Annotated in this window: 8 protein-coding genes; 1 reads left to right on the plus strand and 7 read right to left on the minus strand. The window is 62.2% G+C overall.

The annotated features are described in order from the left end of the window. Positions 1–170: 170 nt before the first annotated feature. From rpsA to mtnA, 7 genes are all read right to left on the minus strand, one after another. Entirely contained in the window at positions 171–1847 is a 1677-nt protein-coding gene (rpsA, locus tag ACF8GF_RS03555) for a 30S ribosomal protein S1 (RefSeq protein WP_003252673.1), read from the minus strand. A 124-nt stretch (positions 1848–1971) separates the two neighbouring features. Then, positions 1972–2658: a (d)CMP kinase gene (gene cmk, locus ACF8GF_RS03560; RefSeq protein WP_176685055.1), complete on the minus strand. Its 687-nt coding sequence runs from the start codon at positions 2656–2658 to the stop codon at positions 1972–1974. Continuing rightward, positions 2655–4862, minus strand: coding sequence for a bifunctional prephenate dehydrogenase/3-phosphoshikimate 1-carboxyvinyltransferase (locus tag ACF8GF_RS03565; protein WP_339535341.1), 2208 nt, complete (start codon positions 4860–4862; stop codon positions 2655–2657). The genes cmk and ACF8GF_RS03565 overlap by 4 nt, the downstream gene beginning before the upstream one ends. Positions 4863–5059: 197 nt before the next feature. Next, entirely contained in the window at positions 5060–6154 is a 1095-nt protein-coding gene (gene pheA / locus ACF8GF_RS03570) for a prephenate dehydratase (RefSeq protein WP_003252669.1), read from the minus strand. 1 nt (position 6155) lies between these two features. Beyond that, complete coding sequence (serC, locus tag ACF8GF_RS03575) at positions 6156–7241, minus strand: 3-phosphoserine/phosphohydroxythreonine transaminase (protein WP_392488556.1); 1086 nt, start codon at positions 7239–7241, stop codon at positions 6156–6158. 214 nt (positions 7242–7455) lie between these two features. Continuing rightward, positions 7456–10227, minus strand: coding sequence for a DNA gyrase subunit A (gene gyrA / locus ACF8GF_RS03580; protein WP_392488555.1), 2772 nt, complete (start codon positions 10225–10227; stop codon positions 7456–7458). 365 nt (positions 10228–10592) lie between these two features. Next, positions 10593–11669 carry an S-methyl-5-thioribose-1-phosphate isomerase gene (gene mtnA / locus ACF8GF_RS03585; protein ID WP_176685051.1) on the minus strand — a complete coding sequence of 359 codons (1077 nt, stop codon included), beginning with the start codon at positions 11667–11669 and terminating at the stop codon, positions 10593–10595. Between the two features lie 110 nt (positions 11670–11779). On the opposite strand from mtnA, the gene ubiG reads away from it, so the two are divergent. After that, a complete protein-coding gene (ubiG, locus tag ACF8GF_RS03590; RefSeq protein ID WP_012271034.1) occupies positions 11780–12478 on the plus strand; it encodes a bifunctional 2-polyprenyl-6-hydroxyphenol methylase/3-demethylubiquinol 3-O-methyltransferase UbiG in 699 nt (232 codons plus the stop codon). Position 12479 lies beyond the last annotated feature (1 nt).

The following is a 12479-nucleotide window of genomic DNA, read 5'->3' on the forward strand; positions in this document are numbered from 1 at the left end:
AGGCGCGGGTTTACCCGCGAACACCGGCGATGCCGGTGTCATCCACCGTACACTGGGTTGTGCCAGCCTGAAGCTGGCGTGGTCCAGCGGTGACAACCGCCGCGCCGCTTGATTGCAGGCATAAAAAAAGGGCGACCCGAGGGTCGCCCTTTTTACCGATCAAACAGAACTCAGTTCTGCTTGGCCATTGCTTCGCGCAGCAGCGCAGCCATGGTGGTATCGGCAGCAGCTTCCGGAGCGTTTTTCAGGCTCTGGATAGCTTCGCGCTCTTCAGCGTCGTCTTTCGATTTGATCGACAGGCTGATAACGCGGGACTTGCGATCAACGCTGATGATCTTGGCTTCGATCTCTTCGCCTTCCTTCAGAACGTTACGCGCGTCTTCAACGCGGTCACGGCTGATTTCGGAAGCTTTCAGAGTGGCTTCGATGTCGTCGGCCAGGGTGACGATGGCGCCTTTGGCGTCAACTTCTTTCACGATGCCCTTGACGATAGCGCCCTTGTCATTGACAGCAACGAAGTTGGAGAACGGATCGTCTTCCAGCTGCTTGATGCCCAGGGAGATGCGCTCGCGCTCTGGGTCGACCGACAGGATGACGGTTTCCAGCTCGTCGCCCTTCTTGAAACGACGTACGGCTTCTTCGCCGGTTTCGTTCCAGGAGATGTCGGACAGGTGAACCAGGCCGTCGATGCCGCCGTCCAGGCCAATGAAGATACCGAAGTCGGTGATCGACTTGATGGTACCGGTGATCTTGTCACCCTTGTTGAACTGGCCGGAGAAGTCTTCCCATGGGTTGGACTTGCACTGCTTGATGCCCAGGGAGATACGACGACGCTCTTCGTCGATGTCCAGAACCATGACTTCCACTTCGTCGCCAACCTGAACGACTTTCGACGGGTGGATGTTCTTGTTGGTCCAGTCCATTTCGGAAACGTGTACCAGACCTTCAACGCCTTCTTCCAGCTCAGCGAAGCAGCCGTAGTCGGTCAGGTTGGTAACGCGAGCCTGTACGCGAGTACCTTCTGGGTAACGGGCAGTGATAGCTACCCACGGATCTTCGCCCATCTGCTTCAGACCCAGCGAAACGCGGTTGCGCTCACGGTCGAACTTCAGAACGCGTACGTCGACTTCGTCGCCAACGTTAACGATTTCCGATGGGTGCTTGATGCGCTTCCAGGCCATGTCGGTGATGTGCAGCAGGCCGTCGATACCGCCCAGGTCCACGAATGCGCCGTAGTCGGTGAGGTTCTTGACGATACCTTTGACTTGCTGGCCTTCCTGCAGGGTTTCCAGCAGGGCTTCGCGCTCGGCGCTGTTCTCGGCTTCCAGCACGCTGCGACGGGAAACGACAACGTTGTTGCGCTTCTGGTCCAGCTTGATGACCTTGAATTCCAGCTCTTTGCCTTCCAGGTGGGTGGTGTCGCGCACTGGGCGGACATCAACCAGGGAGCCCGGCAGGAACGCACGGATGCCGTTAACGTCGACAGTGAAGCCGCCCTTAACCTTACCGTTGATAACGCCCTTGACCACTTCTTCGGCGGCGAAAGCTGCTTCCAGAACAATCCAGCACTCGGCGCGCTTGGCTTTTTCACGGGACAGTTTGGTTTCGCCAAAGCCGTCTTCGACCGCGTCCAGCGCAACGTGAACTTCGTCACCGACCTTGATGGTCAGCTCGCCAGCTTCGTTGTAGAACTGCTCGAGCGGGATGACGCCCTCAGACTTCAGGCCAGCGTGTACGGTAACCCAGTCGCCGTCGATGTCGACAACGATACCGGTGATGATCGCACCCGGCTGAAGATTGAGGGTTTTCAGGCTTTCTTCAAAGAGTTCTGCAAAGCTTTCGCTCATTTTAATTCCTGTAGATTCGGGCGAAACAAACGCCCATAACCACATTCCAGACAATGTGGGTTCGTTTTAAGTAAAGGAAAGCCGGCAGGACGTTGACTGGTGCCCCTGCCTGCTTTCCTGGCTATCAGATAAGGTCGCGCTGGGCGATCTCGCTTCTGATACGTTGCAACACCTGCTCGATGGACAACTCGGTAGAGTCCAACTGAATGGCATCGGCCGCTGGTTTCAGCGGGGCCACTGCACGTTGGGTGTCACGTTCATCACGTGCACGAATCTCATCCAGCAGACTCGACAGACTAACATCTTCACCCTTGCCCTTCAACTGCAGGTAGCGGCGACGTGCGCGCTCCTCCGCGCTGGCGGTGAGGAAGACCTTCAATGGCGCGTCCGGGAACACCACGGTACCCATGTCGCGCCCGTCAGCAATCAGCCCCGGCACTTCGCGGAACTCACGCTGACGCACCAGCAGCGCATCACGCACCGCCGGCAGCGACGCCACCATCGATGCACCGGCACCGACGGTTTCGGTACGGATGACGTTGCTGACGTCCTCACCCTCAAGGATGATCTGCTGCAGCTTACCGGGCTCGGCAGCGATGAACTGCACATCCAGATGAGCGGCAAGCTTGGTCAGCAGCTCTTCGTTGGTCAGGTCGACGCCGTGGTTGCTCGCATTGAATGCCAGCAAGCGATACAGCGCGCCGGAGTCCAGCAGCTTCCAGCCCAGCTCGCGGGCCATCAGCCCGGCGACTGTGCCCTTGCCCGAGCCGCTTGGCCCGTCGATGGTAATAACCGGTGCCAGCGAATTCACGACTTGCCCTCTTCTGCCACGCGAATACCCACTTCGGCACACAGCGCCAGGAAGTTGGGGAACGAGGTGGCGACGTTGGCGCAGTCGTGAATGCGAATCGGTGCACTGGCGCGCAGCGAGGCCACACTGAAGGCCATGGCGATGCGGTGATCACCATGCCCATGCACTTCGCCGCCGCCCAACTGGCCGCCGTCGATGATGATGCCGTCCGGGGTCGGCTCGCACTTGATGCCCAAGGTGATCAGGCCATCGGCCATCACCTGGATGCGGTCGGACTCCTTGACCCGCAGCTCTTCGGCGCCACGCAGCACGGTACGCCCTTCAGCGCAGGCAGCCGCCACGAACAATACCGGGAATTCGTCGATGGCCAGCGGCACCAATGCTTCAGGAATGTCGATACCCTTCAGCTTGGCACCGCGCACACGCAGGTCGGCCACAGGCTCGCCGCCCACCTCACGCTGGTTTTCCAGGGTGATGTCGCCGCCCATCAGGCGCAGGATGTCGATCACGCCGGTACGGGTCGGGTTGATGCCGACATGCTCCAGCACCAGCTCGGAGCCTTCAGCGATAGAGGCTGCCACCAGGAAGAACGCTGCCGAGGAAATGTCAGCCGGCACTTCGATCCGGGTAGCGGTCAGCTTGCCACCGGACTGCAGCGAGGCCACCGGACCATTGCTGTCGACCGAGTAGCCAAAACCGCGCAGCATGCGCTCGGTGTGGTCACGGGTAGGCGCAGGCTCGGTGACAGTGGTCTTGCCTTCGGCGTACAGACCAGCCAGCAACAGGCAGGATTTGACCTGGGCGCTAGCCATCGGCAGCGTGTAGGTCAGCCCTTTGAGCTTGTGGCCACCACGAATGGTCAGCGGCGGGCGGCCGTCCGGGCCGGTTTCGACCACAGCACCCATTTCGCGCAGCGGGTTGGCCACACGGTTCATCGGGCGCTTGGACAGCGAGGCGTCGCCGGTCATGGTGACATCGAACGACTGACCGGCCAACAGGCCCGACAGCAGGCGCATCGAGGTACCGGAGTTACCCACGTACAGCGGCCCTGGTGGCGGCTTGAGGCCATGCAGGCCCACGCCGTGAATGGTCACGCGACCGTGGTTGGGGCCTTCGATGACCACACCCATGTCACGAAATGCCTGCAGGGTCGCCAGCGCGTCTTCGCCTTCGAGGAAGCCTTCGACCTCGGTAGTACCTTCGGCCAGCGAGCCGAGCATGATCGAGCGATGGGAAATCGACTTGTCGCCCGGTACACGGATCCGCCCGTTCAGGCGGCCACCCGGTTGGGCCTGGAAAATCAGATCGTTGGCGTTCATAGCGTCCACATAGGCCCGGCGGGCCAGGATTTTACTGAAATGCTCGCGGGCAGCCCGTGCGCGGGTGAATACACCCAGCAGCTGGTGCCCATCCCCTTCAGCGATCGCGTCGCGCAAGGCGTCGAGATCGCTGCGATATGTATCAAGTGTGCGCAGGACAGCGTCGCGGTTGGCGAGGAAGATGTCATGCCACATGGTCGGGTCGCTGCCGGCGATTCTTGTGAAATCGCGGAATCCACCCGCAGCGTACCGGAAGATCTCGAGGTTTTCATTGCGTTTGGCCAGCGAGTCGACCAGGCCAAAGGCCAGCAGGTGTGGCAGATGGCTGGTGGCGGCCAGTACTTCGTCATGGCGCTCGACCGACATGTGCTCCACATCGGCATCCAGCGCACGCCACAGGCGGTCAACCATGGCCAGCGCGGCGGGGTCGGTTTCGGCCAGCGGCGTGAGGATGACCTTGTGCCGGCGGAACAAGGTGGCATTGGACGCCTCTACCCCGCTCTGCTCGGACCCGGCGATGGGGTGGCCCGGGACGAAGCGCGGCAGGCGTGCACCGAAGACGGCACGCGCCTCACGCACGACGTTGCCCTTGGCGCTGCCAACGTCGGTGATGATCGCATCACCCAGGTCTAGCAGGGCCAGGCGCGCCAGGACTTTTTCCATGGCCAGGATCGGTACGGCCAGCTGGATGACATCGGCGCCCACACAAGCGGCGGCGAGGTCTTCTTCGCAGCGGTCGACCACCCCCAAGGCCACAGCCTGCTTGCGCGAGAGGGCATCCAGGTCGACACCGACCACTTCGCGGCACAGGCCGCTTTCACGCAGGCCCTTGGCGAACGAGCCGCCGATCAGGCCCAGGCCGACCACGACCAGGCGGTCGATGATGGGCGCGGGTTTGGTTTTTGCTGCATTTACCACTGGTGCGAACCCTGTTCAGAAATCTAGGTAGCCTGTGAGGGCCATTGGGGCCGCGGCGCGGCCCTTCGCGGGCTCGCCCGCTCCCGCAGAGATCGGCATCACATGCTCACTGTGGGAGCGGGCATGCCCGCGAAGGGCTGCAAGGCAGCCCCAAGGCCCCTGAATCAAAGCACCGCCTTCGGATAAGAGCCCAGCACCTTCAGCGCCACAGCCTCCTGGCTGATCTGCTCGAGCACCGCCTTGATCAGCGGGTCGCGGTGGTGGCCGACGAAGTCGATGAAGAACACGTAGGTCCACTTGCCGCTGCGCGACGGGCGGGTCTCGATACGGGTCAGGTCGATGCCGTTCTGATAGAACGGCACCAGCAACTCATGCAAGGCACCTGGCTTGTTGCTCATCGAAACGATGATCGAGGTCTTGTCGTCGCCGGTCGGCGGTACTTCCTGGTTGCCGATCATCAGGAAGCGCGTGGAGTTGTCCGGGCGGTCTTCGATCTTCTCGGCCAGACGGGTCAAACCGTACAGGTTGGCCGCCATGTCACCGGCGATCGCCGCCGAATTCCACTCACCCTTGACCCGCTTGGCCGCTTCGGCATTGCTCGATACAGCCACGCGCTCCACGTTCGGGTAGTGCGCGTCCAGCCACTTGCGGCACTGGGCCAGCGACTGGGCGTGGGAGTAGATGCGGGTGATGCTGTCGGTCTTGGTGTTCTCGCCCACCAGCAGGTGGTGGTGAATACGCAGCTCGACCTCACCGCAAATCACCATGTCATGCTCGAGGAAGCTGTCCAGGGTGTGGCTGACCGCACCTTCAGTGGAGTTTTCCACCGGCACCACACCGAAGTTGACGGCACCGGCCGCCACCTCACGGAACACTTCGTCGATGGCCGCCATCGGGCGACTGATCACCGCGTGACCGAAGTGCTTCATGGCCGCCGCCTGGGTGAAGGTGCCTTCTGGGCCGAGGTAGGCGATTTTCAGCGGTTCTTCCAAGGCCAGGCACGACGACATGATTTCGCGGAACAGCCGCGCCATCTCTTCGTTGCCCAGCGGCCCCTTGTTGCGCTCCATCACGCGCTTGAGCACCGCAGCTTCACGCTCGGGACGGTAGAACACCGGCTTCTCGCCTTCCTTGAGCGAGGCAGTCTTGACCCGGGCTACTTCTTCGGCGCAGCGGGCGCGGTCGCTGATCAGCTCGAGGATTTTCTCGTCGAGGCTGTCGATGCGCACGCGCAGCGCCTTGAGCTCCTGTTCGGACATATCAGCCATGCTCCTTCTCGAATTCAGCCATGTAGCCTACCAGCGCTTCTACCGCTTCCAGGCCCAGGGCGTTGTAGATGGAGGCACGCATGCCGCCAACCGAACGGTGGCCCTTGAGGTTGAGCAGGCCACGCGCGTCGGCGCCAGCGAGGAAGGCCTTGTCCAGGCGCTCGTCAGCCAGGCGGAACGGCACGTTCATCCACGAACGGGCGTTGACGCTGATCGGGTTGGTATAGAACTCGCTGCGGTCGATGAAGCCGTAGAGGCGGTCTTTCTTGGCACGGTTGCGCTGCTCCATGGCATCAACACCACCCTGCTCCTTCAGCCACTCGAAGACCAGGCCCGAGAGGTACCAGGAGTAGGTGGCCGGGGTGTTGTACATCGACCCGTTGTCAGCCGAAACCTTGTAGTCGAGCATGGTCGGGCAGCTGCTGCGGGCATGACCCAACAGGTCTTCGCGCACGATCACCACCACCAGGCCGCTTGGGCCGATATTCTTCTGCGCGCCGGCGTAGATCAGGCCGTACTGCGACACATCGATCGGGCGCGAGAGGATGTCGGACGACATATCGACCACCAACGGCACGTCACCGGTTTGCGGCACCCAGTCAAACTGCAGGCCACCGATGGTCTCGTTGGACGCATAGTGCACGTAGGCAGCGTTTTTGGTCAGGCTCCACTCGTTCTGGCCGGGGATGGCCAGGTAGTCGTAAGGCTTGGCAGTGGCAGCGACGTTGACGTTGCCGAAACGGCGCGCTTCCTCGATGGCCTTCTTCGACCAGATGCCGGTTTCGATGTAGTCGGCTGTGCCGTTTTCCGGCAGCAGGTTCAGCGGGATTTCAGCAAACTGCTGGCTGGCGCCCCCTTGCAGGAACAGCACCTTGTAGTTGGAGGGGACGGACAGCAGGTCACGCAGGTCCTGCTCGGCCTTTTCGGCGATGGCCACGTAATCGTCGCTGCGATGGCTCATTTCCATCACCGACAAGCCCTTACCACGCCAGTCCAGCATCTCGGCCTGTGCGCGCTGCAGGACAGCGTCAGGAAGCGCGGCAGGGCCTGCGCAGAAGTTAAAGGCTCGTTTGCTCACATCCACTCTCGCTCTGCCAAATAGAACAAAAACTATCACATGGGTTAGCAGCGACCCTGTGGGAGCGGGCGAGCCCGCGAACACCGGCAAAGCCGGTGCCATCTACCGCAGTGTCTGCTTCGCGGGCATGCCCGCTCCCACAAGGTCGGGCTTTGCCAGCTGTTATCAGTCAAACGGGGCGACCTTGGTCGCCCCGTTCGGGTTTCACGCTTGCTTACTCTTGCGGGGCCTCTTCGGTACCCGCTGCTTCTTCATTTTCATTGTCTGGCGCTACAGCCTCGACACCCTCCTCGTCCGTCTCGATCACCTCATCGAGTTCGTCCTCGGACGGCTCCTGGATACGCTCCAGGCCCACCAGCGTCTCATCGGCCGCCAGCTTGATCAACGTAACCCCCTGGGTGTTGCGGCTCAGGCTGGACACCTCGCCAACCCGGGTGCGAACCAGCGTGCCCTGGTCGGAAATCAGCATGATCTCCTCGCCTTCCTGCACCTGGATAGCACCGATCAGCAAGCCGTTGCGCCCCTTGGTACCCATGGCGATCACACCCTGGCCACCGCGGCCGCGACGTGGGAACTTGGACAGCGGGGTGCGCTTGCCAAAGCCACGCTCGGAGGCGGTGAGGATCTGCGAGCCGGACTCCGGGATCAGCATCGAAATGATCTGCTGACCTTTGCCCAGCTTCATGCCGCGTACACCACGGGCGTTGCGACCCATTTCACGCACGACGCTCTCGGCAAAGCGGATGACCTTGCCAGCGTCGGAGAACATCATGACTTCCTTGGCACCATCGGTGATGGCCGCGGCAATCAGGGTGTCGCCTTCTTTCAGCTTCAGGGCGATCAGGCCGTTGGAGCGCGGACGGGCGAACTGCACCAGCGGGGTCTTCTTGACGGTACCGGAAGCGGTCGCCATGAAGATGTACGCGCCGGTCGGCTCTGCAACCCACTCCGGGGTGTCACCGTCTTCTTCGTCGACTTCCTCGGCCTCTACCAGCTCACCCTCGAGCACGGTGTCATCAGCTTCTTCCAGTTCTTCGTCGAGGTCGGCGTTCTGCTGCAGCGCTTCGAGGTCGATCTGCAGCATGGCGGTGATGCGCTCACCCTCCTCCAGCGGCAGCAGGTTGACCAGCGGGCGACCACGGGCAGCGCGGGACGCTTCGGGGATTTCGTAGGTCTTCTTCCAGTACACCTTGCCCTTGCTGGAGAACAGCAACAGGGTGGCGTGGCTGTTGGCGACCAGCAGGTGCTCGATGTAGTCCTCGTCCTTCACGCCGGTCGCCGACTTGCCTTTGCCACCGCGGCGCTGGGCCTGGTAGGCGGACAATGGCTGGGTCTTGGCATAACCACCATGGGAGATGGTGACCACGCGCTCTTCTTCCGGGATCATGTCGCCGTAGTTGAGGTCGTGGCTGGCATTGAGGATTTCGGTGCGACGGGCATCGCCGTACTCGGCACGGATGGCCTCCAGCTCCTCGCGAATCACTTCCATCAGGCGCTCGGCGCTGCTGAGGATGCGGATCAGCTCGCCGATCTGCTCGAGGATTTCCTGGTACTCGGCCAGCAGCTTCTCGTGCTCCAGGCCGGTCAGGCGGTGCAGGCGCAGGTCGAGAATGGCCTGGGCCTGTTCCGGCGACAGGAAGTACTTGCCGTCATGCAGGCCGTACTGCTCCGGCAGGTCCTCAGGGCGGCAGGAATCGGCGCCGGCGCGCTCGACCATGACCTGCACGGCACTGGATTCCCACGGCGTGGAAACCAGGGCTTCCTTGGCTTCGGACGGCGTCGGCGAAGCCTTGATCAGGGCAATGACCGGGTCGATGTTGGACAGCGCGACCGCCTGGCCTTCAAGGATATGGCCACGTTCACGGGCCTTGCGCAGCTCGAATACCGTACGGCGAGTCACCACCTCACGGCGGTGACGCACGAACGCTTCGAGCAGGTCCTTGAGGTTCAGCAGCCGCGGACGGCCGTCGACCAGGGCCACCACGTTGATGCCGAACACGCTCTGCAGCTGGGTTTGCTGGTAGAGGTTGTTCAGCACCACCTCCGGCACCTCGCCGCGACGCAGCTCGATGACGATGCGCATGCCGTCCTTGTCGGACTCGTCGCGCAGCTCGGTGATGCCTTCGATCTTCTTCTCTTTGACCAGCTCGGCGATCTTTTCGATCAGGCGCGCCTTGTTCAGCTGGTACGGCAGCTCGGTGATCACGATCTGCTGGCGGCCGCCAACCTTGTCGATGTCTTCGATCTCGGAGCGGGCGCGCATGTAGATACGGCCACGGCCGGTGCGATAGGCCTCGATGATGCCCTGGCGACCGTTGATGATGCCGGCAGTCGGGAAGTCCGGGCCAGGGATGTGCTGCATCAGTTCATCGATGGTGACTTCCGGGTTGTCGATGAGCGCCAGGCAGCCATCGATGACCTCGCCGAGGTTATGCGGCGGAATATTGGTCGCCATGCCCACGGCGATACCGCTGGAACCGTTGACCAGCAGGTTGGGAATACGCGTCGGCATGACCGCCGGGATCTGCTCGGTGCCGTCGTAGTTGGGCACCCAATCGACGGTTTCCTTGTGCAGGTCGGCCAGCAGCTCGTGGGCCAGTTTGGTCATGCGCACTTCGGTGTATCGCATGGCTGCGGCGTTGTCGCCGTCCACCGAACCGAAGTTGCCCTGGCCGTCGACCAGCAGGTAGCGCAACGAGAACGGCTGAGCCATACGCACGATGGTGTCGTAGACCGCAGTGTCGCCGTGCGGGTGGTACTTACCGATCACGTCACCGACCACACGGGCGGATTTCTTGTACGGTTTGTTCCAGTCGTTGCCCAGTTCGCTCATCGCATAGAGAACGCGGCGATGCACGGGCTTCAAGCCGTCACGCGCATCGGGCAGCGCTCGCCCGACAATCACGCTCATCGCGTAGTCGAGGTAAGACTGTCTCAGTTCGTCTTCGATATTGACCGGGAGGATTTCTTTGGCCAGTTCGCCCATGAGAAGCCTGATTCCTTTTTCTGGTGAAACTTCGCAGCTCCATCAAGGGCCGAACGAAGCTCGCCGCCGCAGCGCATAAGGGTGCGACGACTTACGACAAATCAATGAGTTGTGCCATGGATCTGCGCAATGAAGGCCGCCGTGATGGGCGGTCTTGGAAACTGCCGGATGTTATCACAAACGCGGGGGCGGTGGGGAGAGGTGGCAGTTGGTCTCAGCCGCGTTTGAAACCTGGTTTTTGTATTGCCTGCACCGGCCTCTTCGCGGGCTCGCCCGCTCCCACAGGTTCACCACAGCCCTAAGGCCATGCGATATCCCTGCGGGAGCAGGCAAGCCCGCGAAAAGGCCGGTGAGGCAATACAAAATCAGTGCAGGCGCTTGCGGCAAATCAACTGGGCCAGTTTGGCGGTATCCGGGCGCTCGACAACACCCCGTTCGGTCACGATAACGTCAATCAGGTCGGCCGGGGTCACATCGAACACCGGGTTGAATACCTCGACACCCGGCGACACCCGGGTACCGCCGAAGTCCAGCCACTCGTCGGCGTCACGCTCCTCCAGCGGGATATCCTCGCCCGTGGCCAGGTTCAGGTCGATGCTGGTGCTCGGCGCCACCACCATGAAGCGCACGCCATGGTGCATGGCACTGACGGCCAGCTGATAGGTGCCGATCTTGCCGGCCATGTCGCCATTGGCAGCGATGCAGTCCGCCCCCACCACCACCCAGGTGATGCCTTTGGTCTTCATGAGGTGGGCCAGCGCAGAGTCGGCACAAAGGGTCACCGGGATGCCCTCGTTGGCCAGTTCCCAGCCGGTCAGACGGGAGCCCTGCAGCCAAGGGCGAGTTTCACCGGCATAAACCCGCTCGACCATGCCTTCCAGGTAGCCGGCACGGATCACCCCCAGCGCGGTGCCAAAGCCGCCAGTGGCAAGGGCGCCGGCATTGCCGAAGGTGAGCAGGGCCTGGGCATTGCCCTGATGGCGTCGGATCAGCTCGATACCCTGCTGGGCCATGGTCAGGTTGGCCTCACGGTCGCTCTCGTGAATGGCCGCCGCTTCGGCCTCCAGCGCTGCCAGAGCGTCTTCTTCCGGCCGCAGGCGCTGCAGGCGCTCGCGCATGCGGTTCAGCGCCCAGAACAAGTTGGCGGCGGTAGGACGCGCTTCGGCAAGGGTGAGAAAGTCGTCTTCCAGGTCCATTTCCCAATCGCCGCCTTCGGCCAGCCGCTCTTCAAGGGCCAGTACCAGGCCGTAAGCTGCGGCAATACCGATTGCCGAGGCGCCACGCACCGCCATGTCGCGGATGGCTGCGGCCACCTGCGCAACATTGTCGCAGGCCAGCCAACGCTCCTCCGACGGCAGCAGGCGCTGGTCGAGCAGGTGCAAGGCGCCGCCCTGCCAGCGGATCGCGGTCACCTTCTCCGCCGCCAAAAGTCGCTCGCGCATTGCCTCTCCCCGTCATTCGGATATCAAAAGCCGGCGATTATAGCGACCCTCGGGGCCGAGCGCTCGGGTATACTCCGACGCAATTTTGCGAAGTTTCAGAGGACTGTTCAATGAGCAACGTCGACCGCGCCGAAATCGCCAAGTTCGAAGCGCTGGCCCACCGCTGGTGGGACCGCGAAAGCGAGTTCAAGCCGCTGCACGAAATCAACCCGCTGCGCGTCAACTGGATCGACGAGCGCGCCAGCCTGGCCGGCAAGAAAGTGCTGGACGTGGGTTGCGGTGGCGGCATCCTCAGCGAAGCCATGGCCCTGCGCGGTGCCACGGTCACCGGTATCGACATGGGTGAAGCACCGCTGGCAGTGGCCCAGCTGCACCAGCTGGAGTCGGGCGTGCAGGTGGAATACCGGCAGATCACCGCCGAAGCCCTGGCCGAGGAAATGCCTGAACAGTTCGACGTGGTCACCTGCCTGGAAATGCTCGAGCACGTGCCCGACCCGTCTTCGGTGATTCGCGCCTGTTACCGCATGGTCAAGCCTGGTGGCCAGGTGTTCTTCTCCACCATCAACCGCAACCCCAAGGCCTACCTGCTGGCCATCGTCGGCGCCGAGTACATCCTGAAGATGCTGCCGCGCGGCACCCATGACTTCAAGAAGTTCATCCGCCCGTCCGAGCTGGGCGCCTGGAGCCGCGATGCCGGCCTGCAGGTGAAGGACATCATCGGCCTCACCTACAACCCGCTGACCAAGCACTACAAGCTCAACAGCGACGTCGACGTCAACTACATGATCCAGACCCTGCGCGAGGAATAAG

Source organism: Pseudomonas sp. yb_5, assembly GCF_043103865.1.
Classification (GTDB): Bacteria; Pseudomonadota; Gammaproteobacteria; order Pseudomonadales; family Pseudomonadaceae; genus Aquipseudomonas; species Aquipseudomonas putida_Y.

What these genes read in the sequence shown, in the direction of transcription:
- mtnA (WP_176685051.1), bottom strand. Translation starts at nt 11,669, where the DNA reads ATGCGCGAGCGACTTTTGGCGGCGGAGAAGGTGACCGCGATCCGCTGG.
- rpsA (WP_003252673.1), bottom strand. Translation starts at nt 1,847, where the DNA reads ATGAGCGAAAGCTTTGCAGAACTCTTTGAAGAAAGCCTGAAAACCCTC.
- ubiG (WP_012271034.1), top strand. Translation starts at nt 11,780, where the DNA reads ATGAGCAACGTCGACCGCGCCGAAATCGCCAAGTTCGAAGCGCTGGCC.
- gyrA (WP_392488555.1), bottom strand. Translation starts at nt 10,227, where the DNA reads ATGGGCGAACTGGCCAAAGAAATCCTCCCGGTCAATATCGAAGACGAA.
- pheA (WP_003252669.1), bottom strand. Translation starts at nt 6,154, where the DNA reads ATGTCCGAACAGGAGCTCAAGGCGCTGCGCGTGCGCATCGACAGCCTC.